Here is a 23,540-nt window from a genome sequence, read left to right as displayed (position 1 = left end):
TCAGGATGGCGGGGTTGATAACCTCCGCAGCAGTTCGTTGCCGATCCTGATGTCCTCCGTTTCGGCACCTTCAGCAAAGCCCTTCAGAACCGATTGAAGCAACCGTTTTGCTTCGTCACGCCGGCCGCGTTCGGCAATTAGCCGGGCGAGGTCGATCGCGGCCCGCAGCTCCCAGGCTTTCGCGCCCTTGCCGCGGCTGAGCTCCAGCGACTGCACCAGGCAGGCCTCCGCGCCCTCGACCTGCGGTTCCGGCAGGTACGATAGGACCTTGCCTTTCATGCGCAACAGCTCGGGCATGTAGAGGTGATCGCCACTTTGCGCGACGAGGCGGATGGCGTCGTCGATCAGCTGTGCGCTCTGCTCGATCTGGCCGAGCGCCAACCATCCCTGAACCAGCGCGATGTTGAACGTCGTGGTCAGCAGCTCGTAGCCGGCATCGTGGAGCTCGCGCAGGCAAGTCCTGATCGTCTCGACGCCGCCGGCCGCATCGCCGCGCCGGATCGCCAGCTCGCCTTTGACGCCGCGGCCGACGGCGAAATAAGGCCCCATCGAGCGCGACGTCGCATGCGCGATGAAGCGGTCGATATTCGCGTCCGCACCGTCGAGGTCTCCGCTCCACAGATCAATCGCGACCGTCCAGATCAGCGCAATGCAGAGCGTGATCGGGTGATCCATCTGCGCGGCCTCGGTGACCGTCTGCCGCGCCAGCTGCAGCGCATCCGCGGGCCGGCCCTGCAACCAGAGCTCGCGAGCCAGCGTGATGCCGGCCCGGTTGCGATGATCGAAGCCGTGGACGGTGCTGATTCGCTCCGTGCCCGGTCCCCGCCAGGCGACCTCCAGCATCTCGAGCGCGTCGCGATGCTCGCCTGCCAGATGCAAGGAGACGCCGAGGAGGGAATGGGCGAGGGCGATCGAGGCGGGATCGCCCAGCGACCTCGCGACCGCGAGGCTCTGCTGCGCATAGCCGAGTGCGGCGTCGAACTCTCCCATCCGCTCGTGAAAGATATGCATCCGGCCGAGCAGCTGGAGCTGGTTGATGTCGTCGCCGCGCGCTTGCGCGATCGCAAGGCTCCGGCTCAGGGCGCTGCGCGCCGCTTCGCTGCCGCCGCGGGTGAACATCAGGGTCAGTCCGAGGGCGGCCTGGATGTGCATTTCCTCGGCGCTGCCGCGCGAGGAGGGGTCCATCGCCAGCAGCGCCCGTTCCGACCAGCGCCGGCATTCGATCAACAGGGACATCGCCAGGAAGATCGGCGCCGCGGCGGCGGTGAGCGCAATGCCGATGCCGAGATCGCCGCCTGCGCCGAAGCACCAGTCGAGCGCGGCGCGCACATTGTGAAGTGCGGAGAAGTGAGCAGCTCGTTCGTCCGCGCTCGGCACGGCGGCCCATGTCATGCCGGCCTGTTCCAGCCATCGCCGGTAGTAAGTCGCGTGGCGCGCGGCGAGAGCCGCGCCGTCGGGCTCGATCTCGAGCAGATAGGCGCGCGTCGTGTCGAGCAGGCGGTAGCGCATCATGGCGCCGATGGGGCGCGGCGCGACCATCGATTTGGCCACGAGACTGTCGACGGCGTCGAACAGGCGGGCCTGGTCGACGCGCTCGTCCGGCACGACCTCGAGCGCCGCGTCGATGGTGAAATGCCCGGCGAAGACCGCAAGCCTGCGCAGCACGAGGCGTTCGAGATCCGACAGCAGTCCGTAGCTCCAGTCGAGCGTGGCCTGCAACGTCTTCTGCCGGGGCGGCGCCGTTCGCTGGCCCTGCCAGAGCAGATTGAGGCGCTCGTCGAGCAGTGCGGCCGTCTGCTCCAGGCCGTAGGCTTCGACCCGGCCGGCGGCGAGTTCGATCGCCAGCGCCATGCCGTCGAGCTTGCGGCAGATCCTCGCGATGATGGCGGCATTGGCGTCGTCGAGACTGATCTGCGCGCCGCTGGCCGTGGCACGTTCGAGGAACAGTTGCAGCGCCGGATAGGTCTGCGCTGCGGCGACCGTCAGTCCGGAGCCGTCGGGCGGAACGGCAAGCGGCGCCAATCGATAGACCTGCTCGCCCTCGACGCGCAGGGCCTCGCGGCTGGTCGCGAGGATATGGACATGTGGCGCCGCCTGGAAGATGTCCGCCGCCAGCGGTGCGGCCGTCGCGATGACGTGCTCGCAATTGTCGAGAACCAGCAGCATCCGCTTGTCCCTGACATGCGCGAGCAGCGCGGGCAGGGGATCGTCGGTCTCGGCCGGCAAGCCCAGCATCAGCAGGATCGAGGTGATCACGAGATCGGGATCGCTGAGCGCGGCGAGATCAACAAAGTGCGCGGCATCGGAGAAGGTCTCGAGCAGGTCGTGAGCGATCGCCACTGCGACCGCCGTCTTGCCGACGCCGCCCGGGCCGGCGATCGTCACAAAGCGCGAGGCGATGAGCCTGTCGGAGACGGCGGCGATCTCATCGTCGCGCCCGACCATCCGCTGTAACCGGTTCGGCAGTTTCACCGGCGGCAATTCCCGCCGCGGCGCGGGGCGCTGGGCTGCCGCAATGCCTGTTTGCGAAATCGGCGCTGCGAGTTGCGAAATCGGCGCCACGAAGCAATAGCCGCGGCCGGACAGCGTCGTGATGTAGCGGGCGCCGTCCTTGCCGTCGCCGAGCGCCTTGCGCAGCGCTGCGACGTGAAAGCGCAGATTGGCCTCCTCGACGGTGATGCCGGGCCACACCAGCGCCATCAGGTCCCATTTGCCGACGACCTGGTTCGGCCGCGACATCAGCGCCATCAGCGTGTCGAACGCTTTCGCGCCGAGCGGCAACGCGACGCCGTCGCGCATCACGAGCCGTTCATGTGGCGTCACGGAGAATGGCCCGAACGATAAAGTTCCCGTTGCGGTGCCGGCCGGCTCTGTCATGGCAAATCTCGGGTCCCTTCGACAGGCCCCGATAGCCAGATGATCGCGATCCGGCAAGGCCGTCGCTGCATCGGCATCAGACCGCGGATGCAGGCAGGCCCTGTTAAGCGCGCGAGGTCTGGCCTCACAACTTCTCACAACTCCCAACGGGTGTCCTGCACCAGCCACTGCTAGTCAGTTGCGCAACGGAAAGGACAGCTTCATGACGCAGGCGGCAAAAACACTCTACACGGCCAAGACCCACACCAGCGGCGGACGAGGCGACGGCATATCGCGCAGCTCCGACGGCCGCCTCGACGTCAAGCTGTCGCCGCCGGGCGCCGCAGGCATCGGCACCAATCCCGAGCAATTGTTCGCCGCCGGCTGGTCGGCCTGCTTCGAAGGCGCGATGGAGATCGCGGCGCGCCAGCGGAAAATCGAGCTTCCCAGGAAATGCGCGATCGATGCGGAAATCGATCTCGTGCTCGACGAGGGCGCCTATTCGCTCCGGGCGCGCCTCAATGTCAGCCTGCCGGGCCTCGACCCCGAGATCGCGCGCGGCATCATCGATGATGCGCATCGGACCTGCCCCTATTCCAAGGCCGTTCGCGGCAACATCGACGTCACGGTCGCGCTGATCTGACGCGCTATCACCAACCATCAAGAAAGGTAGCTCCACCATGAAGCAGATCATCGACCAGCATCGCCGCCAGTTCTTTGGCGTCGCCGCCGGAACCGTCGCCGTCGGTCTTGGCGTGATCGACCTCGCGCGCGCCGAGACCGAAGCGCCGAAATCGTCCGCATCGATTGCGTCCTTCGGGGCGATCAAGCAAATCGATGCCGGCGTCCTCAATGTCGGCTATGCCGAGGCGGGTCCTTCGAACGGTCCCGTGGCGATCCTGCTGCACGGCTGGCCGTACGACATTCACGCCTTCGTCGACGTCGCGCCGATCCTGGCCAAGGCCGGCTATCGCGTGATCATCCCTCACTTGCGCGGCTACGGCACGACGCATTTCCTTTCCAGCGAGACGCCGCGCAACGGCGAGCCTGCCGCGATGGCGGCCGACGTCATCGCGCTGATGGACAAGCTCGATATCAAGAAGGCGGTCGTCGCCGGCTTCGATTGGGGCGCGCGCACCGCCGACATCATCGCCGCGCTGTGGCCGGAGCGCTGCCGCGCGCTGGTGTCGGTCAGCGGCTATCTGATCTCGAGCCAGGCCGCCGGCAACGCGCCGTTGCCGCCGTCTGCCGAGCTGCAATGGTGGTACCAGTTCTATTTCGCCACCGAGCGCGGCCGTGCCGGATACGAGAAGTACACGCATGATTTCGCCAAGCTGATCTGGAAGCTCGCCTCACCGCAATGGAAGTTCGACGACGCCACCTTCAATCGAAGTGCGGCGGCGCTGGACAACAAGGATCATGTCGCGATCACGATCCATAACTACCGCTGGCGGCTCGGGCTCGCCCAGGGCGAAGCGAAATACGAGCATCTCGAAAAGAAGCTGGCCGCAGCTCCCGTCATCGACGTGCCGACCATCACGATGGAGGGCGACGCCAACGGCGCGCCGCATCCCGACCCGAGCGCCTATGCCAGGAAGTTCTCGGGTCGATACGAGTTTCGCCTGATCACCGGCGGCATCGGCCACAATTTGCCGCAAGAAGCACCGCAAGCCTTCGCCAAGGCCGTCATCGACGCCGACGGCGCCTGAGCATCTACGACACCTCGGTCCAGCCATGGGCCGGACCGAGGATCGCCCATTGAACCCAGCTTGATGAATGGTCATGACGCCAGCCGAACCTGAAAAGAACAAATCTCCTTACGCCACGATGATCGTGCTCGCCGTGGTCCTGCTCGTCGTGCTCCTGACCTGCGTGCCGTATCTCGTCACGATCGCTTCGGCGGAGGGGCCGGCGGCACGCGACACGGCCGACGCCTCGCCGATCTTCGGCGTCACGATTCCGCCGGGCTACAAGCAGTGGGAGCTGATCGCGCCGGCCGAAGAGGCCGCGCCGCTCGACGAGCTCCGCGCTGTCGTCGGCAACCGGACCGCAATCGACGCGTATCAGGCCGGCAAGCTGCCGTTCCCCGACGGCACCATTCTGGTCAAGCGCGCCTGGAAGCGCAAACAGTCACCGGAGTTTGCGTCCGCGACCATCCCCGGCGCCGCCACCACGGTCCAGGTGATGGTCAAGGATTCCAAGAAGTATGCCTCCACCGGCGGCTGGGGCTTTGGCCGCTTCATCGGCGGCAAGCCGGTCGACGAGGCCCAGCACCGCACCTGCTGGGGCTGTCACGAAGCCCGCGCGAGCAGCCGCGACTACGTCTTCACACGGCTTGCGCCCTGAAGCGGACCTCGGCCGGCAATCATTCCGCCGCCATCCGCAAGGCGCACATCTGCGCGATCCTGCAAAAGCCCGGCATCGAGAGCCGGACGCAAGACGCGATGGTTGCCACCAGGGCAGGCAGGGCATGCCGACGGGCTGAGGCGCTTCCTCGCTAACTCGCGGATGTCCGGTCTTGAGGCAGAGCGAAGTCATTCGGCTCGTTCAGAACATTGCCGGTTTTGACCCATTGCGGACGTTCAAGCGATGCCGCTCAATGACCGAGCGACAGAGGGCCTTGACCACCGGGTTTGCTTATCGCAGCCCGAGGCTGCCGCTGGCTATCAAGTCACTCTCGGTCAATAAAAACGACCGAAGGCTCGACCTCGATGAGGAACGCCTCATTCGCGAGGCTCGACACCCCGATCCAAGTTGCGCAAGGCGGATTCTCGCCGAAGGCCGCCTTGAGAGCTCCGGTGATGGCGCTGCTCTCATGCATATGACTTTGCCTGATATAGAGCCGAAGTGCACCGACGTCGCATAGTTTTGCACCGACGGACGCCAGGGCGGCCGCAAGATTCTCCAGACTTTTCTCGAGTTGGAGCCGAATATCACCGGCACCAACGACGTTTCGATCTGCGTCCCAAGCCACTTGGCCAGACACATGGACGGCGTCGCCGAGGCGCGTTGGGACGATTGCCACCTGCGCAAAGCCGTAGTGCCGGCTATCAAAGAGTCCAGTGGGAGCGTGTACCGTTCGGCTCATTGCGAAACCTTGGTCATATGCCGACGATCGGCGGTGATACTACGAGGATAATACCCATGATTCCGGCAAGCCGCACTTCCGGTTATGAAGTTGGACAATATCCGCGTTTTGCGCTGCTACTGGAGATCAGCGGACATTCAAGTGCGTTCTTCAAGGCATGATTTTGCGGGCGACGTGCCCGGGTCACCCCAAGGGCTTGGGTGATCGTCGGGCAAAACAGCAACGGCTGGGTCAATCGGCTTGATCGAAAATATTCGTATTTACAGAAATTCGGCTTTGTCGTAGGTATTGCTCACCCTGATCCGGCGAAAAGGGGCGGTCGTACGTCGTCACGAGCCGCGGATCGGGCTGCGGTGGACGCATTGGCGCCGTCGCGGATGTGAGACGCGGGGCGGGTGATGGATTGAGCCGATCCCCGTGAGCTTCTCGCAAGCCGCGTTGTACGAACGGCGCTGTGTGCGTACGGCAAAACCGTGTGGTCCTGGCCGTCGTTGCTACGGTCAAGTCTTACGGATGCGACATGGCGCCAACCGGCGCCATGCCGGCGAATTCCGTGAGGCGAGGGAGGCCAGAGGGAAAGTTCGGCTCCCGGGAGAGCACGGCATAAGCCGTCCGACCATCGCGCAGGGAAGGCCGTGTGTTCGGCGTCACCTGTATGCTGCTGTGCGGTTCTTCCTGCGTGTGCATTTCGCGCAGCGGACCGCGGGTGCCAGCCGGCACCCGGCCTTCCCTGCGCCCTTTTCTCCAGGAGGGCGTGACGAGAAGCGCAAACCTCGGGCGAAACGCGCCGCGAGAAGGCGAAGGCGTGTCTGCGAAACGAGATGCCGATTTGAGGACGACAACGTTTCACCTTGCTCCGTCATTGCGAGCGCAAGCGAAGCAATCCAGAATCTTTCCACGGGGGGATTCTGGATTGCTTCGCTTGCGCTCGCAATGACGATGTGGAGGTCGCGGTGCACCCTTCCGTCACCGTACCCGGCGCAATGGGCCAAGCCGTCGTCCCTGGAGGCGCTCTTCATGAGCGCGGGTGCTGGCAGTGCGTCTCACTCCGCCGCCACCATCTGCTGCGTGCGCCACTGGCCGAGGAGCGCGCGGAGCGAGGCCGGCTTGACCGGCTTGTTGAGCACTGCGACCTTCTCGTCGCGCGCAGCGACCTGCACGGCGGGGCTGCGGTCGGCGGTGATCAGGATCGCGGGAATGGCGTCGCCGAAGCGACGGCGGATGTCGCGGATGGCGGCGATGCCGTTGCCGCGGTCGAGATGATAGTCGACCAGGAGGCCGGTGACGCGCCGTCCCGCCGTCTCGATGGCGGCGATCGCGCCTTCGGGATCGGCGACCGCGATCACCTCGGCGTCCCAGGCCTTCAGCAGCGTGCGCATGCCGTCGAGGATCGCCGCGTCATTCTCGATACAGACGATCAGGGCGCCCGAGATCGGCGTCCGCGCCAGCGGCGTCGCGCTGGTCACCGCGGCGGTGTGGGTGATCGCTTTCGCCGTCGGCACGGTCACGGAGAAGACCGAGCCGCCGCTTCTGTTGCCGTCGATGGCGATGCCGTGCTTGAGCACCCGCGCCAGCCGTTCGACGATCGACAGGCCGAGCCCCAGCCCGCGCGCGATCCGCGCGCCCTGCTCGAGGCGGTGGAATTCCTTGAAGATCTCGCCGCGCTTGACCGGCGGAATGCCGACGCCGGTGTCGTAGACGCAGATCTTGAGCGAAGGGCCTTGTCGGCGACAGCCGACCAGCACGCGGCCGCGCGGGGTGTATTTGATCGCGTTCGAGATCAGGTTCTGCAGCAGGCGCCGCAGCAGGAGCCGGTCCGATTCGACCGGCAGCGAGCACGGCACGAAGGTGAGCTCCAGGTTCTTGGCGCGCGCGATCGGCGCGAACTCGATCTCCAGCGAGCGCATCAGATCGGCCATCTTGAAGCTCGAGATCGAGGTCGTCATCGCGCCGGCGTCCAGTCGCGAGATGTCCAGCAGCGCGCCGAGGATCTCTTCGATCGCCTGCAGGGATTCGTCGATGTTCTCGACCAGCCGCGTCTCCTCGCCGCTGTGCTGGCGCTCGACCAGGCTCGTGACATAGAGCCGCGCCGCGTTCAGCGGCTGGAGGATGTCGTGGCTGGCGGCGGCGAGGAAGCGTGTCTTGGAGATGCTGGCGTCTTCCGCGGCGCTCTTGGCCAGCGCCAGCTCGGAATTCAGCCGCGTCAGCTCCTCGGTGCGGTCGCGCACGCGCTTTTCCAGTGTCGCGTTGGCGCGCTCCAGTGCTTCCGCCGCCTCGAAGGTGGGGGTGACATCGGTGAAGGTGATGACGAAGCCGCCGCCGGGCATGCGGTTGGTAAGCACCTCGATCACCATGTGGCGTTCCGGCAGACGTTCGAGATATGGCTCGCTGTCGGTGGTGTAGGCGGCAAGGCGCCGCTCCAGCATGGCCTCGCGCTCGACCGGGTCGTCCGGATCGCTCACGCCGATGAATTCCAGGATCTCGCGCAGCGGCTCGCCGAACTGGACGATATGCGGGGGGACGTTGAGGAGATCGCCGAACTGCCGGTTGGAGCAGATCAGCTGCAGATCGGCATCGAACACGGCGATGCCCTGACGCACGTGGTTGAGCGCGGTCTGCAGGATCTCGCGGTTGAAATGCAAGGCTGCGTGCGAGTCGTCGAGCAGCTTGAGTGCGGCTTTGGCCGAGACCGTGCGCTTGCGCAGCAGCAGTGACATCACGAGGCGCGAGGAGGCTGCGCCGATCGAGGAGGCGATCAGGTGCTCGGCGTGTTGCAACAGCTCGAAATCGGCGGGCGCTCCAGCCTCCAGGCGAACGTTGCGCCGTGCGGAGAATGCCTCGAAGGAATGCCGGGCGCGGTCGGGTCCGAGATATTGCGCCACCGTGGTCTGGATGTCCTGCACGGTGACGGTGGTGCGCCAGCGGCGGAAACTAGGTGAGATCGGCGCAAGCGTATTGGGCACGAACAGATCGGCCTGCAGCAGCTCGATGGACGAGGGCCTTCGCGCCAGCGACAGCAGCACATAGGTCAGGATGTTGAGCGACAGCGACCAGATCACGCCGTGCATCAGGGGAGGCAGATCGGCGCCGAACAGCGCCTGCGGCCGCAGCGCCTCGATGCCGAACGGACCGTGCTGAAGCAGCAGGATGCCCGATGTCGAGGAATCCATGAAACTCGGAATGAACAGCGTGTAGAGCCACACCGCGAAGCCGACCAGCATGCCGCCGATGGCGCCGCGCGCGGTCGCGCGCCGCCACAGCAGCCCGCCGAAGAAGCTCGGCGCAAGCTGCGCGATGGCGGCAAAGGAGAGCAGGCCGATCGCCACGAGCTGGGTATTGCCGAGCGCGCGATAGTAGAAATAGGCCATCACCATGATGGCGAAGATCGCGAGCCGGCGCGAGCGCAGCAGGAAGTCGCTGAAATCCGCGCCGCCGGCGCGTCCTTCCGGCCGTCGTTGCAGCACCAGCGGCACCACGAGGTCGTTCGAGACCATGATGGAGAGTGCGACGCATTCGACGATCACCATCGCGGTCGCCGCCGACAGGCCGCCGACGAAAATGGCGACGCTGAGAAGCCCCGCACCGCCCTCCATCGGCAGCGCCAGCACGTACATGTCAGGGTCGGCCGCGCCGAACGGGAAGGTGACGAGGCCGGCGAGCGCGATCGGGATCACGAACAGATTGATGGCGACGAGATAGAGCGGGAACAGCCAGCGCGCGCGACCGACCTCGGCATCCGAGGAGTTCTCGACCACGCTGACGTGGAACTGGCGCGGCAGCAGCATGATCGCGCAGAGCGACAGCAGCGTCATGGTGAGGAAGTTGCCGATCGACGGCGAATAGTTGATGGCGCGCACCGCCTCCGGCGTCTTCATGGCGCGCTCGATCAGTTCGTGCGGCGAGAACATCCAGAAGGTGACGAAGATGCCGGCGGCGAGGAAGGCGATCAGCTTGATGATGGATTCGGTCGCGACCGCCAGCATCAGGCCGTGCTGATGCTCGGTCGCGTCGGTCTGACGCGTGCCGAACAGCACGGCGAAGGCCGCCATCGCCAGCGTCACCATCAGCGCGACGTCGCCGACGATCGGGATGTGGGAGAAGGCCTGGTCTTCGCTCAGGATCGTTTCGAGCGAGGAGGCGACCGCCTTGAGCTGGAGCGCGATGTAGGGCACCGAGCCGATGATCGCGATCAGCGCCACGGTCGCCGCCACCGCCTGGCTCTTGCCGTAGCGCGCCCCGATGAAGTCGGCGATCGAGGTGATGTTGTGGGCTTTCGCCAGCTGGATCACGCGGCGCAACACGCCGGCCCCTAACCCGATCATCAGGATCGGGCCGACATAGATGGCGAGGAAGTCGGTCGAGGCGCGGGTGGCGAAGCCGACCGAGCCGAAGAAGGTCCATGAGGTGCAGTAGATCGCCAGCGAGAGCGGATAGATCAGCCCGGAGGCACGGCCGCGCCCGGCCGGCGAGCGGCGGTCGCCATGGCTCGCCACCAGGAACAGGAAGCCGATATAGCCGAAGGCGGCGGCGATCACGCCCCAATCGTGCAGCATGGCGAGCGCGCTTCTCCCAGGGCGCTGGCCGCGCCCGAGCTCATTTTCGCTGCAAATCTAGCGCGTTGGGCGGGGGGAGGCGACAGCGAAATGCTCGGAAGGGCGGGAACTGGGGTTGTCGTTAAGGTGCGCAGCTTGGGGTTTTCCGAGAGAATCCCCGTGTGGCACCCTCCGCCCTGACCCTCCCCCACAAGGGGGACGGAACGGAGAGAGCCTTGCTCCTCGCGACAAAGATGCGACTGGCGCTCGAGTTATTGGGCTGGATGACGTGAGGCGGGCACACCTGTCTCGCTCACTCCCCCCTTGTGGGGGAGGGTTGGGGAGGGGGGTAGCTCCGGAAGCGGTAGAAGTGAGGCAGGAGAGGCGAAACGCCTATTCCGCCGCGAGCGACTTCTCGCGCAGTGGCAGGCCGAGACGGTCCCACACCTGAAGCAGGGCCTCGGCGAGCTGATCGATCAGGCCGTCGTCGTGATAGGGCGAGGGCGTGATGCGCAGCCGCTCGCTGCCCTTGGCGACCGTCGGATAGTTGATCGGCTGGATGTAGATGCCGTGCTCCTCGAGCAGCAGGTCGGACGCTTGCTTGCACTTCTCGGGATCGCCGACGAACAGCGGCACGATGTGGGTGTCGCTCGACATCACCGGCAGGCCGGCGGCGTTGAGGATCGCCTTGACGCGGGCGGCACGGTCCTGGTGGCGCTCGCGCTCCCAGTTCGAGGTTTTCAGATGCTTGATCGCGGCAGTCGCGGCCGAGCAGATCGCCGGCGGCAGCGCGGTGGTGAAGATGAAGCCCGGCGCATAGGAGCGCACGGCATCGATGATCTGGCCGTTGGCGGCGATGTAGCCGCCGAGGCAGCCGAACGCTTTCGCCAGCGTGCCTTCGAGGATGTCGATGCGATGCATGACGCCGTCACGCTCGGCGATGCCGCCGCCGCGCGGGCCGTACATGCCGACCGCGTGGACTTCGTCGACATAGGTCATCGCGTCGTACTTCTCGGCGAGATCGCAGATCTTGGCGAGCGGGGCGACGTCGCCGTCCATGGAATAGAGGCTCTCGCAGACGATCAGCTTCGGCCGGTTCGGGCCGGCCGCTTTCAACAGCTCCTCGAGATGCGCAAGATCGTTGTGGCGGAACACGACCCGCTCGCAGCCGGACTGGCGGATGCCCTCGATCATCGAATTGTGGTTGAGCTCGTCCGACAGGATCAGGCAGTTCGGAATGAGTTTTGCGATGGTCGGGATGCCGGTCTGGTTCGAGACATAGCCCGAGGTGAACAGCAGCGCGGCTTCCTTGCCGTGGAGATCGGCGAGCTCGGCCTCGAGCTGGACCAGCGGATGATGCGTGCCGGCGATGTTGCGGGTACCGCCGGCACCGGTGCCGACGCGCGTCGCGGTCTCGACCATGGCGCCGACCACTTTCGGGTGCTGGCCCATGCCGAGATAATCGTTGGAGCACCAGATCACGACGTCGCGCTTGCCCTTGGGCGAGTGCCAGACCGCGTGCGGGAATCGGCCGGCCGTGCGCTCCAGGTCGGCGAACACGCGGTAGCGCCGCTCGGAATGGAGACGATCGAGGGCGGAATCGAAGAACTGGTTGTAATCCATCGGCAAAACCTGCAACGGAACCCGGCCAAGGCGGCCGCTCATTTTTAGAGCTTTTCCAGCTCCAATGTCCATGCGCCCGCACACATTTGTGACGAGGCGCGCGGGTCCATTGATAGCGGCGTATCGCCGGCGATAGTTGATGTGGATCAAACGCCTAACGCTGGTCCGCCCGCGCGGGCCGAGGCTCCCGGGAAAGCCCGGGACCGTTGTCGCTGGCTTGGACATTTTGTCCATGGGGCGCGCGCCGTCCATGATTGCTGAGCCGGTCGCGCCGATGTCGTAGCCTTTGGCGAGGCGCGGATCGGCGCCCGGCAAGCGCATGCGAAAGGACGTCCCGATGAAGCGTGTCATGGTTCTGAACGGTCCCAACCTCAATATGCTCGGCATCCGCGAGCCGCACATCTACGGCACCACGACGCTCGCAGAGGTCAACGCGAGCTGCGAGGCGGCTGCCGCAACCCTCGGGCTCAAGCTCGCCTTCCACCAATCCAACCATGAAGGCGTGCTGGTCGACCTGATCCAGTCGGCGCGGCAGGACGCCGATGCCATCATCATCAATCCGGCCGGCTTTTCCTTCACCTCGGTCGCGATCATGGACGCGATCAAGACGTTCGAAGGGCCGGTGCTGGAAGTCCACATCTCCAACATCCACGCCCGCGACGAATATCACCGCCACTCCAAGATCTCGTTCGTGGCGAGCGGGGTGATCTGCGGCCTGGGCCCGTTCGGCTACATCGCCGCGCTGCACGCGATCGCGAATATGAAGTGAGGTCTGCTCCCTCGCCCCGCTTGCGGGGAGAGGCAAAGAGCTCACGTCGTCCTGAACTGCAGCACGCCGTCCTTCGTCTCCGCCGTCAGCCGGCCCTCGACGATCATGTAGTTGACGTGGGCGACGAGCTCGCCGGCGGCAAAGCCCATCTGGTGTTCGTCGAGCACATGCTTGTTGAACACGACGGGTACCAAGGCGCGCGAGGTCTGCGGCACCTCGCGGCAGGCTTCCGCGATCAGGCGGCAGCGCTCTTCATGGTGGTCGGCGAGCTGCTTGATCCGGGTCTTCAGCCCGTAGAACGGCACGCCATGGCCGGGCAGCACCAGGACGTCATAGGGCAGCGTCGTGGTGAGGCTGGCGAGCGAGGCCAGATATTCGCCGAGCGAGTTCTGGTCGGGCTCGACCGCCCAGACGCTGACATTGGGCGAGATCTTGCTCAGCACCTGGTCGGCGGAGAGGAACAGCTTGTCGTCGGCGCAATACAGCATCACCTGGTCGAGCGCGTGGCCGCCGCCGGTGATCACCTTGAAGCGGCGCGTGCCGATCACGACGTCGTCGCCATGGGAGATGCGGCGGTAGGAGGGCGGCAGCACCGAAACGCGCTTGAGATAATCCTGGCCGCGGCCGAGCAGCTTTTCGGTGAGCGACTCGTCCATGCCATGGCGACGGAAGAACAGCCGCTGCGCCTCCTGCCGCTCCGCGGTGCCGCGGTTCTGGTGATAGACCGATTGCAGATATTCGACCTGCGACATCACCAGCGGGCAGTTGAACCGCTCGACGACCCAGCCTGCGAGCCCGACATGGTCGGGGTGGGAGTGGGTGACGATCAGGCGCGTGATGTGGACGCCCTTCAGCGGCCCGTCGAACAGCTTGGTCCAGGCCTCGATCGTCTCCTCGTTGCCGAAGCCGGTATCCACCATCGCATAGCCGTCGCCGTCGGCGAGCAGGTAGATGTTCACGTGGTTGAGGCGGAACGGCAATTTCAGCCGCGCCCACAGCACGCCGGGCCTGACCTCGACGATCTCGTCGTGGCCAGGGTGCTGCTCCCAGGGGTAGCGCAGGGCTTCGGCTGAGGACTGTGCGGTGTCGGTTTTCGCGTTCATGCTACCGGCTTAAACCCAGCGCGCGCGGGGCGCCAGCCGAAAAAGGCTGGCCCGTGGTCTCCGCATGGCGGTCATACCGGGCGTGTTTTTCCGTAGCCCGGACGAAGCGCCGTCCGGGCTACGGGCCGGCGCTGTTACGCCGCCCGCATGTTGTTGAGGAACGCGTCGATCTCTCCGCGCAGCATGTCGGCTTCGCGGCGGAGCGCGTCGGAGGCGCCCAGCACTTCGTTTGCCGCGGCGCCGGCTTCGGCCGAGGCCGTGGAGACGCCGACGATGTTGCTGGAGACCTCGCTGGTGCCGCCGGCGGCATGCTGGATGTTGCGCGCGATCTCGCGGGTGGCGGCGCCCTGCTCCTCGACCGCGGCTGCGATCGTCGTGGTCACGTTGTCGATCTCGCCGATGATCCGGCCGATGCCCTGGATGGCGCCGACCGCCGAGGTCGTGATCTCCTGCATGCTGGCGATCTGGGTGCGGATTTCCTCCGTGGCCTTGGCGGTCTGGCTCGCGAGGCTCTTCACCTCGGAGGCAACCACCGCGAAGCCGCGGCCGGCCTCGCCCGCACGCGCCGCCTCGATGGTGGCGTTGAGCGCGAGCAGATTGGTCTGCGAGGCGATGGTCTGGATCAGGTCGACCACGACGCTGATGCGGCTCGCGCTGTCGGCGAGGCTCTGCACCGTGGTGTCGGTGGCGCCGGCCTCGTCGACCGCCTTCTTGGCGATCGCGGCCGAGGTCACGACCTGCTTGCTGATCTCCTCGATCGAGGACGACAGCTGCTCGGTGCCTGACGACACGGTCTGCACGTTGACCGAGGTCTCCTCGGCGGCGGAGGCGACCGCGTTGACCAGCGCGTTGGACTGGTCGGCGGTGGTCGACATGCTCTGCGCGGTCGATTGCATCGAATTGGCCGACTGCGCCAGATTGTCGAGCGCGGAGCGCACCGTGCTTTCGAATTCGGCGATCTTGGCTTCCATGCGCGCGGCCCGCTCGGCCTTGGCGATCCGGTCCTTGTCCTGCTCGCCGGCGAGCGCCCGGGCTTCGATCATGCTGTCGCGGAACACGGTCAGCGTTTCCTTCATCACGCCGATCTCGTCGTTCTGCCGGGAGCGGACGATCTCGGTGTCGAGGTCGCCGGCCGACAGCAGCTGCATGGCGCGCTGAAGCTCGCGGATGCGGCGCAGGATGTTGCGGCCGACATAGAGCCAGACGAACAGCGCCGAGCCGACCAGCATCAAGGCCCCAAGCGCCAGCATCACGGTGGTCGCGAGCGAGGTCTCCTGCTGCGCCTGCGAGGTCGAGGCGTTGGTCTCTTTCTGCACGCCGTCGACGAGCTGCTGCACGCTGATGCCGAGGCCGACATTGAGCTTGCGGGTCTCGTCGAGGATGGTCTGGCCGTAGTCGACGGAGTCGAGCTCCTTCTCACGCAGGTTGAACACGCCGGTCTTGCCGGTGCCGAGCGCCAGCAGCTTCTCCGCCGTTTCGCGCAGCATCTTGTTGCCCTGATTGTCCGGCAACAGATCGAGGTTGGACCGCAGGCGGCCCTGTGCCGTCTTGAATTCCTTCTGGATGTCGTCGAGCTTGTCGCTGGTGTTGGCCGACAGTGCCGCACTCATGTTGGCGGCTGCGAGATTGCCGCTGGCGACGACGTTGCCGAGCTGGCCGACGGTCTGCGCGGCGTCGTTGGCATCTGCGGCAGACAAGTCGGCCGAGCCGAGAATGGCGTTGACCCGGGTCTGCGCGTCGAGCATCGCCGGGCTGGCCGCGCCGACGAAGGCGCCCTGGGCGCTGCGCAGCGCGTCATATTGCTTGTCATGGAGGGCGGCGATATCCAGCCGTTCGCGCGCGGCCTTGGCGAGGCTCTGGGCCGCCTCGTTGATGCTCTTCATCGTCTCGCTGAGTCCGGAGACGACGGCCTTGTCGCCGCCGAGCTGGATGATCTCGTTGAGCTTCTGCTGTGTTTGCTCCTGCAGCTCCTTGAGCTTCTTGGTGCGCTCGTTCAGCGCTTCCTCGCTTTGTGCCGCGAGCAGGGCAGGTCCCTGTGCCGCAAGGCTCGCGCTCAATGCCGACAATTGCAGGCTGGCAGCAAGGCGCGGAATGTCCCGCCCGCTCAGTTCGGTCATCCGTCCGCCGAGATTCTGCAACGCCAGGCCGGCGCCGGCCGCGATCACGAGGCCCATGCCGGCGATCACCGCGAAGGCGGCGAACAGGCTGCCGCGCACGCCCCAGGTCGGCATTTTGAAACGAGGCCGCATTCGGCCAAGTGGGCCGCCAAGTGACCTGCCAAGGCTGAAACGGATCGCCATTGAAATTCCCCCAACGTTCTTGCTTCTGTTTGTGGCCGGCAGTATCCGCACGGCGGGTTAAAAATTCGCAATCTCCGCAAACGGTTGCATGTGTTCCGCAGGGCGAAAAAAGAAGGGCCGGCGAAATCGCCGGCCCCCCGTCATGGTAAGGTTGTGGTAACCGATCAGTAGCGCGCGACGGCCGGGCTTGCCCAGTTGAAGCGGTAGTTGACGCCCGCCTTGATGGTGTGGTCGTCGGTGGTGAAGCTGCCGGTGCCCGCGAGCGGGCCGCCGGTGAAGCTCGCCTCGCCGAAATTGTAGTACTGGTACTCGGCCTTGGCCGACCAGTTCGGGGCGAACATGTATTCGAGGCCGGCGCCGACGGTATAGCCGTTGCGGTGATCGCCGGTGATGACGAACGCGGTCGGCACGCCGCCGACGGTCACCTTCTCGTTGTTGTCCGAATAGGCGTAGCCGCCCTTCACATAGACGAGGCCGGGGCCCCAGGTGTAGCCGACGCGGCCGGTGATCGAGCCGAGGCCACGCTGGTCGTTGGTGTAGGCGATGCCGCCCGGAAACACGGCGCCGACGCTGCCGGAGAGCCAGGAATACTGGCCCTCGACGCCGACCACGAAGTTCGGGTGGAACTGCCAGTCGCCACCGACCTGCACGCCGCCGAGGAAACGGCCGTTGCCGTTGTTGCCGGTGGAAAGGCCGTTGAAATTGTTGTCGCTGGAGAACGCGCCACCGACATGGCCGCCGATATAGAAGCCGGTCCAGTTGTAGATCGGCGCGGCATAGGCCGGCGCGGGCGACTTGTAATAGTTGCGGTTGCCGAGATCGGCACCGACGGCCGGTGCAGCAGCGCCCACCACGAGCAGCGCAACGGTCGCAAACAGAATCTTCTTCATCGTCTTGAACTCCGACACTTAAGGTCCCCGGCAGGCGCGCTTTCCGCGCCGCGTTGGTTTTGCAGATAGCTTCCTTTTGACGAAAATGCTGTCACATGCATGGCACAACGCGACCCAACCTAACTTATTGGGCTGCAAATGATTTTCGTGCTTAATGCCGGCTTAAGAAGTGGTGAAGGAAGGCTTAACTTCGCAGGGCTTCGGTAACCTCTGCGCGTCCTTCGTTAACCAAGACGCCGTCGCGCCTCATCGCGCATCTGCTCGCGGAACGCCGCGCGCTTTGCGGGGCGGTCCTCCTCGCGCACGTCATGTCGATCGAAGATGTCGAACTTCTCCAGGATGGGATAGCGCTCGCTCGCCATCGCAAGCACGCGCAGCACCTTGGTCACCGCCGGCGTCGGGCCGCTCACCTCCCAGCGTCGGATGGTGTCGCCGCCGCCTTTCTCCGGCAATCCGCAGAGCTTTGCCATGTCGGCCGCGGTGAGCTTCCGCTCGAGGGCATCGGAGAGGTCGGCGCGGAGTTGCTTCAGTTCGGGCCCGGTCATGTCGCCTCAATACGCGAAGTCGCTGAGGGCAATGCACTAGCGCTGATTCGGGTCCATCCGAAGGCGGGCATGATCCGTCCGAAGCGGAGGTGACCAACGCATTGCTTCGGCACATTCGCCAGCACACGGAGTTATGAACTTGTGCCTATGGACATCGTGCGATCAATGAACACATGGCACAAGGGCCCCAGCGATCGAGGGATCAGCCATGACAAGCATCAAACTCGCCATTGCCGCGCTCATCACGACCGGGCTGCTGGCCGCGCCCTTTGCGGCCGAAGCGAAGAAGGCGCGGTCGAGCCGACACTACAGCACGGGCGTGGTGGCCCCGACCTATGGCGGCGCCGGAGCGCCGGCAGCGCAGCCGCGGGCGTCCTACGGCTCGTCCGGCCAGACGGTCGGAACGGTCACGGCACCGTCGGTCGGATCTTACAACTGGCCCTCGGTCGGCGTGACCAACTCGGCGCCCACCTGGAGCAACACCACGAGATAAGCGCGGCCGTGCGGGTTAGCGCGTGCCGGTCGCCAGACCCGAGAGAAGGTATAGCGCGACCAGCAATGTCGCTACCGACAGCATCGTCGTGACCGAGACCGTGGCCGCGACCAGTTTCTCCTCGACCTTGTGCTCGTGCGCCAGCACGTACACCGTCTTCGCCGTGGGCACGGCGGCGCATATCACGGCGGCGACGGTGTAGAGCGCGTTGAGGCCGGTGACCACACAAAGTCCGTAGACGATCAGCGGCGTGATCACGAGCTTTACGAGCGCGAGCGCGAACGTTGTTTCAGGTTGGAGCGCAGGCCCTCGACCGACAGGCCGAGCCCGATGGCGAACAGTGCGCAGGGCGTGAGCGCGGCGGCGATCATGTTGAGATAGGCCGCGACCGGCGCCGGAATCGGCAGGCCCGTGATCGCCCAGACGAGACCGCTAAGCGTCGACAGTACCATCGGATTGAGCAGGATCTGCTTCGCGAGGCCGGCGGGCTGCGCGGACGATCCGCGCGCGTCCCTTTCCAGCAGGATGACCGTGATCGGAAACATCACGGCCGCGACGAATACCGTCGCTACCGCAGCAGGCAGGACGGCGGGCTGGCCGTAGATCGCGTGCAGGATCGGCAGCGCCACGAAGCCGGTATTGGTCATCGCCGCCGCCATGCCTTGAATCGTGCTGCTGGCGAGATCATGCTTTCCGCCGGCGCGGACCACCAGGAAGACCAGCGCAAAGCAGACGAGGGAGCCGCCGCCGAACGCGAGCAGGAAACGCCATTCCAGCAGATTGCCCGCGGGCTCCTGCGCGATGGTGACGATCAATAGCGCAGGCATTGCCACGTTGTAGGCGAAATGCACCAGCGCGTCGGCGAGCGAGCGGGAGAGATAGCCGAGCTCGCCGGCCAGCCAGCCGGTGACGATGATCGCGAATACGGGAAGAACGAGGCTCGCGACTTCCATCCGGCTTCCCCCTTGCTGCCAATGGCCGCAACGAGAGGTTACCCCGGCAATGGAGTGTCGTCACTGCTTTGGTCGAGCCGTGGCCCTGGCTCAAGAGCTCCCTTCAGTCGAGACCGTCATGGCCGGGCGTGGCGCGCCGATCGAACGCGGCCGTCAGAGGCTAGATGCCCCGGCCGGCCTGTCGACCGATCACGCAGCGCCACGCAGCCAGTCGCTCCGCTGGATGCTGGTTCATCCAGTCGGCGAGCTGCGGTGCGCCCATCAGGCAGGACTGCACCGAGACCTCGGCGAAATCCGAGGTGGTGACGACCTGCTCGTGACAATTGGTCGGGGAGGCAAGGCTGCAAAGCACGGCGATGATCTTGATCACGACAGGTTACCCCCGTCGCGGCCGATATATGTACGACCCATCGCGGCCTTATCCTGGCCTTCGCTGGCCGGGTCGGTCGGCGGGAAGATACTGTCGTAGATGGCGCGCGCCTCCTGGATGAGACGTGCTCGCTCGCGCTCGGACTTGGAGACAAATCGAATGACTTCGCCCATGTTGGCTCCGAATATCAGTTGGCAAATCCCGTCATGAGATGACGCTTATCATTTCATCGTCATCTATGACGCCGTCTTCGGCTTTGAAGCGGTGTCGCCGATCACGAAGGAGTAAAAAGCGCGTGAGCGCACTCCGGAATCCCAACGTCTCCCGTGCCTTTGATGCGCCGGGTTGAGATACCGCTCACCAGCTCACATCCGTTGCGGGGCTTCGGGAGCCGCGCGAGCGAATGCTGGTGTCGACTTGCTCCTTGCGCTCATCGGCAAGGATATTTTCGTCAAGAAAATTCTTCTGGACCGAATTTGTTTCACCTCGGACCGCGTGCAAGTTTTTGGAACCATCCCGGAATTCGGCGACTCGATACGATCGATCGTCACGCCGCCGGCGCGCGCTCTTTCCGTCCCGGCACCGCCGCCAGCAGCTCGCGCGTATAGGCATGCTCCGGCGCGGCGAACAGCTGCGCGGTCGGCTTCAGCTCGACGATGGCGCCGCGCTGCATCACCGCGATGCGGTCGCAGATCTGGGCGGCGACGCGTAGATCGTGGGTGATGAACAGCATCGAGAGACCGAGGCGTGTCTTGAGGTCTTCGAGCAGCCGCAAGACTTGCGCCTGGACGGAGACGTCGAGCGCGGAGACGGCCTCGTCCGCGACGATGATCTCGGGTTCGAGTGCGAGCGCGCGCGCAATGCCGATGCGCTGGCGCTGGCCGCCGGAGAATTCATGCGGATAGCGCTCGAGCGCGCCGGCATCCAGGCCCACCATCTTGAGGAGATCGCGGGCCCGGTCGAACGCGACCTTGGGATCAAGGCCGGCCGCGATCGGACCGTCGGCGATGATGTGGCCGATCCTGCGGCGCGGATTGAGCGAAGCGAACGGATCCTGAAAGATCATCTGGATGCGATGGCGCTCGGCCCGCAGCGCCTTGCCCGAGAGCTGGGTGAGATCGGTCTCGCCGATCCGCACCGTGCCGCGGTCGGCCTCGATCAGCCGCATCACCAGGCGCGCCACCGACGATTTGCCGGAGCCGGATTCGCCGACGAGGCCGAGCGTCTCGCCCCTGAGGATGTTGAAATTGACCGCGCGCGCGGCATCGACGCGGCGGTCTTCGCGAAACCAGCCGCCCGAGGTGACATAGGTCTTGTCGAGCCCGATCACCTCGACGGCCCTGGCCTGATCGTCGAGCGGCTCGCGCGCCGGCGGGTCCATCGAGGGCACGGCGGCGAGCAGCGCCTTGGTGTAGTCGTGCTGCGGCGCGTTGAAGACGGTTGCGGCCGGACCTTCCTCGACCACCTTGCCGTGCCGGAGCACGACGACCTGGTCGGCGATATCGGCGACCACGCCGAAATCGTGGGTGATGAACATCACCGCCATGTTGCGATTGCGCTGGAGGTTGCGGATCAGCTTGAGGATCTGCGCCTGCGTGGTGACATCGAGCGCTGTGGTCGGCTCGTCCGCGACCAGCACGGCCGGCTCGAGCGCGAGCGCCATCGCGATCATGGCGCGCTGGCGCTGACCGCCGGAGAGCTGGTGCGGATAGGCGCGGACGATGCGCTCGGGGTCGGGCAGGCCGACCTCCCGTGCCAAAGCGAGCGCTCGCGCGCGCCGCTCCCTCGGCGTCAGCAGGCCGTGCGCCTCGAACATCTCCGCCATCTGGTCGCCGATCCGCATCAACGGATTGAGCGCGGTCATCGGCTCCTGGAAGATCATCGCGAGACGGCGGCCGCGCAGATCGCGCCAACCGTCGTCGTCGAGCTTGAGCAGGTCGCGTCCCTCGAACTGGATCTCGCCGGAGGCGACCGAGACCGTATCCGGCAACAGGCCCATCAGCGCATGCGCGCACATCGACTTGCCGGAGCCGGACTCGCCGACGACGCAGACGATCTTGCCGGGCCGCAAGTCGAGCGAGACGCCGTCGACGGCGAAGGGACGCTCGGCGCCCTTGGGCAGGGCAATTCGCAGGTTCTTGATGGAGACGGCGGGCGGGGCGGTCATTGTCAGCGTCCCTCCCGCGACAGGCGCGGATTGAGCGCGTCGTTGAGGCCTTCGCCGATCAAATTGAGCCCCAGCACGGAGATCAGGATGGCGACACCGGGAAACACCGTGATCCACCAGGCCTGGCGGATCACGGTGCGGCCGGCGCCGACCATGTAGCCCCAGGAGATCAGATTGGGGTCGCCGAGGCCGAGGAACGACAGCGAGGATTCCAGGAGGATCGCGGTCGCCACCATCAGTGAGGCCAGCACGATCACGGGCGACAGTGCGTTCGGCAGGATCTCGCGCATGATGATCCAGGTGTTGCTCTGGCCTGTGACCACCGCCGCCTGGACGTATTCGCGCGTGCGCAGCGACAGCACCTCGCCGCGCACGAGGCGGGCGACCGGCGGCCAGCTCACCAGCGCGATCGAGGTCACGATCGAATAGATCGAGGGCTGCAGGATCGCGACCAGCACGATCGCGAGCGCGAAGCTCGGAATGGTCTGGAAGAACTCGGTGAAGCGCATCAGGGCGTCATCGACCCTGCCGCCGAAATAGCCGGCCATGGCGCCGATGGGAACGCCGACGATCAGCGCGACCAGCGTGGAGACGAGGCCGACAAGCAGCGAGACGCGCGCGCCAAAAATCATACCGGCGAACACGTCGCGGCCGAGCGCGTCGGTGCCGAGCGGCACGGCGGAGAGCGTAAACGGCGGCAGGAACGGCCGCTGAACCATTCGCCATGGCGAGTTCGGGAACAGCATCGGTCCGAACAATGCGACCGAGATCGCGAGAACCAGAATGATGAGCCCGATGACGCCGCTCGGGCTACGCAGCATCGATTTCCAGAACTGTTTCATGAGGCGAATTCGATGCGCGGATCGACCAGGCGATAGACGAGGTCGGTGATGAGGTTGAAGATCAGGACCATGGCGGAGCAGATCACGAAGACGCCGAGCAGCAGATTGTAGTCCCGCTGCAACAGCGCGTCGTACATCAGCCGTCCGATGCCGGGCCAGGCGAACACGGTCTCGGTGATGACGGCGCCGCCGATCAGCGTGCCGGAATGCACGCCGGCCAGCGTCACGACCGGCAGCAGCGCGTTGCGCAGCACGTGGCGGCGCTGGATCACGGCATCCGAGAGGCCCTTGGCGCGCGCGGTCTTGACGAAGTCGAGCCGCTTCACCTCCAGCATCGAGGCGCGCGTCATGCGGGTATAGGTCGCCATGAAGAACAGGCCGAGCGTCATCGCCGGCATGATCAGGTGTTTTGCGACGTCGACCGCGTGGGCGAAGCCGGTGAGGTTCGCACCGACCGTCTCGTAACCAAAACTCGGCAGCCAATCCATGGTGACCGAGAACAGCAGGATGCCCATCAACGCCACCCAGAAGATCGGCATGGCGTAGAAGATCAGCGCGAAAACGGTGATGGCGGTGTCGAGGAAGGTTCCGGCAAAGCGCGCGGCGAAGGTGCCGAAGAGAATGCCGAGCATGAGCGAGATCGCGAATGCCGTCAGCGTCAGCAGCAGCGTCGCCGGCAGCCGCTCGCCGATCAGCTTTGCGACCGGCGCCTGCTGGCGGAAGGAGAAGCCGAGGTCGAGGGTGACGACGCCCTTGACGTAGAGGAAGAGCTGCTCCGGCAGCGGCTTGTCGAGGCCGAATTTCTCCCTGAGCTGCTTGACGAAGATCTGGTCACTGGCCCCGGCCTCGCCCGCCATCACCACCGCGGGGTCGCCCGGCGCAAGCCGGATCAGGAAGAAATTGAGGACGACGATCGCGAGCAGGACGATCACGCCCTTGAGGACACGCTGAGCGATAAAGGAGAGCATCTAGGGAGTCATGTTGGTGACGTGACCTCAAGCCACAGAGA

General features: G+C 65.5%; 18 protein-coding genes and 1 pseudogene. 5 read left to right on the top strand and 14 right to left on the bottom strand.

Going from position 1 to position 23,540, the window contains the following annotated elements:
- The gene (locus tag XI03_RS18925; RefSeq protein WP_271592913.1) at positions 1 to 2,877 is read right to left on the bottom strand and encodes an ATP-binding protein; all 2,877 of its coding nucleotides are present in this window, start codon (positions 2,875 to 2,877) and stop codon (positions 1 to 3) included.
- Positions 2,878 to 3,079: 202 nt separating this feature from the next.
- Here XI03_RS18925 and XI03_RS18920 point away from each other — a divergent pair, with 202 nt between their 5' ends.
- From XI03_RS18920 to XI03_RS18910, 3 genes are all read left to right on the top strand, one after another.
- Positions 3,080 to 3,499 carry an organic hydroperoxide resistance protein gene (locus XI03_RS18920; RefSeq protein ID WP_028139856.1) on the top strand — a complete coding sequence of 140 codons (420 nt, stop codon included), beginning with the start codon at positions 3,080 to 3,082 and terminating at the stop codon, positions 3,497 to 3,499.
- A gap of 37 nt (positions 3,500 to 3,536) precedes the next feature.
- A complete protein-coding gene (locus XI03_RS18915) occupies positions 3,537 to 4,565 on the top strand; it encodes an alpha/beta fold hydrolase (RefSeq protein WP_028139857.1) in 1,029 nt (342 codons plus the stop codon).
- A 73-nt stretch (positions 4,566 to 4,638) separates the two neighbouring features.
- Entirely contained in the window at positions 4,639 to 5,202 is a 564-nt protein-coding gene (locus XI03_RS18910) for a cytochrome P460 family protein (protein ID WP_212429379.1), read from the top strand.
- A gap of 325 nt (positions 5,203 to 5,527) precedes the next feature.
- On the opposite strand, the gene XI03_RS18905 is transcribed toward XI03_RS18910, so the two are convergent.
- The 3 genes from XI03_RS18905 to hemA all read right to left on the bottom strand — a co-directional run bounded on the left by XI03_RS18905 (position 5,528) and on the right by hemA (position 12,099).
- Complete coding sequence (locus XI03_RS18905; protein WP_038948588.1) at positions 5,528 to 5,944, bottom strand: RidA family protein; 417 nt, start codon at positions 5,942 to 5,944, stop codon at positions 5,528 to 5,530.
- Positions 5,945 to 6,987: 1,043 nt separating this feature from the next.
- Positions 6,988 to 10,497 (bottom strand): PAS domain-containing hybrid sensor histidine kinase/response regulator, encoded by a 3,510-nt coding sequence (locus XI03_RS18900; RefSeq protein ID WP_028139860.1) that lies wholly within the window; start codon positions 10,495 to 10,497, stop codon positions 6,988 to 6,990.
- 372 nt (positions 10,498 to 10,869) lie between these two features.
- Complete coding sequence (hemA, locus tag XI03_RS18895) at positions 10,870 to 12,099, bottom strand: 5-aminolevulinate synthase (RefSeq protein ID WP_271592950.1); 1,230 nt, start codon at positions 12,097 to 12,099, stop codon at positions 10,870 to 10,872.
- A gap of 337 nt (positions 12,100 to 12,436) precedes the next feature.
- Here hemA and aroQ point away from each other — a divergent pair, with 337 nt between their 5' ends.
- Positions 12,437 to 12,868 (top strand): type II 3-dehydroquinate dehydratase, encoded by a 432-nt coding sequence (aroQ, locus tag XI03_RS18890; protein WP_095425122.1) that lies wholly within the window; start codon positions 12,437 to 12,439, stop codon positions 12,866 to 12,868.
- A gap of 41 nt (positions 12,869 to 12,909) precedes the next feature.
- Here aroQ and XI03_RS18885 read toward each other — a convergent pair whose 3' ends face one another.
- The 4 genes from XI03_RS18885 to XI03_RS18870 all read right to left on the bottom strand — a co-directional run bounded on the left by XI03_RS18885 (position 12,910) and on the right by XI03_RS18870 (position 17,706).
- Positions 12,910 to 13,971, bottom strand: coding sequence for an MBL fold metallo-hydrolase (locus XI03_RS18885; protein ID WP_028139863.1), 1,062 nt, complete (start codon positions 13,969 to 13,971; stop codon positions 12,910 to 12,912).
- A 134-nt stretch (positions 13,972 to 14,105) separates the two neighbouring features.
- The gene (locus XI03_RS18880) at positions 14,106 to 16,271 is read right to left on the bottom strand and encodes a methyl-accepting chemotaxis protein (protein ID WP_271592912.1); all 2,166 of its coding nucleotides are present in this window, start codon (positions 16,269 to 16,271) and stop codon (positions 14,106 to 14,108) included.
- A 164-nt stretch (positions 16,272 to 16,435) separates the two neighbouring features.
- Positions 16,436 to 17,161 (bottom strand): outer membrane protein, encoded by a 726-nt coding sequence (locus tag XI03_RS18875; RefSeq protein ID WP_038971905.1) that lies wholly within the window; start codon positions 17,159 to 17,161, stop codon positions 16,436 to 16,438.
- Positions 17,162 to 17,385: 224 nt separating this feature from the next.
- Positions 17,386 to 17,706 (bottom strand): hypothetical protein, encoded by a 321-nt coding sequence (locus XI03_RS18870; protein ID WP_028139866.1) that lies wholly within the window; start codon positions 17,704 to 17,706, stop codon positions 17,386 to 17,388.
- Positions 17,707 to 17,914: 208 nt separating this feature from the next.
- Here XI03_RS18870 and XI03_RS18865 point away from each other — a divergent pair, with 208 nt between their 5' ends.
- Positions 17,915 to 18,199, top strand: coding sequence for a hypothetical protein (locus XI03_RS18865; RefSeq protein WP_028139867.1), 285 nt, complete (start codon positions 17,915 to 17,917; stop codon positions 18,197 to 18,199).
- 15 nt (positions 18,200 to 18,214) lie between these two features.
- Here XI03_RS18865 and XI03_RS18855 read toward each other — a convergent pair.
- From XI03_RS18855 to XI03_RS18830, 6 genes and pseudogenes are all read right to left on the bottom strand, one after another.
- Positions 18,215 to 19,152, bottom strand: a pseudogene (locus tag XI03_RS18855) (AEC family transporter).
- A 160-nt stretch (positions 19,153 to 19,312) separates the two neighbouring features.
- Complete coding sequence (locus XI03_RS18850) at positions 19,313 to 19,522, bottom strand: hypothetical protein (RefSeq protein WP_028139869.1); 210 nt, start codon at positions 19,520 to 19,522, stop codon at positions 19,313 to 19,315.
- Positions 19,519 to 19,695 (bottom strand): hypothetical protein, encoded by a 177-nt coding sequence (locus XI03_RS18845; RefSeq protein ID WP_162832263.1) that lies wholly within the window; start codon positions 19,693 to 19,695, stop codon positions 19,519 to 19,521. The genes XI03_RS18850 and XI03_RS18845 overlap by 4 nt, the downstream gene beginning before the upstream one ends.
- Positions 19,696 to 20,069: 374 nt before the next feature.
- The gene (locus XI03_RS18840; RefSeq protein ID WP_038948581.1) at positions 20,070 to 21,689 is read right to left on the bottom strand and encodes an ABC transporter ATP-binding protein; all 1,620 of its coding nucleotides are present in this window, start codon (positions 21,687 to 21,689) and stop codon (positions 20,070 to 20,072) included.
- A 2-nt stretch (positions 21,690 to 21,691) separates the two neighbouring features.
- A complete protein-coding gene (locus XI03_RS18835; protein ID WP_028139871.1) occupies positions 21,692 to 22,531 on the bottom strand; it encodes an ABC transporter permease in 840 nt (279 codons plus the stop codon).
- Positions 22,528 to 23,499 carry an ABC transporter permease gene (locus XI03_RS18830; protein ID WP_271592909.1) on the bottom strand — a complete coding sequence of 324 codons (972 nt, stop codon included), beginning with the start codon at positions 23,497 to 23,499 and terminating at the stop codon, positions 22,528 to 22,530. The genes XI03_RS18835 and XI03_RS18830 overlap by 4 nt, the downstream gene beginning before the upstream one ends.
- Positions 23,500 to 23,540 lie beyond the last annotated feature (41 nt).

The organism is Bradyrhizobium sp. CCBAU 65884, from assembly GCF_028128835.1.
Lineage (GTDB): Bacteria > Pseudomonadota > Alphaproteobacteria > Rhizobiales > Xanthobacteraceae > Bradyrhizobium > Bradyrhizobium ottawaense.
The sequence above is the reverse complement of the archived record's forward strand: the minus strand, read 5'-3'. Positions and strand labels throughout refer to the sequence as shown.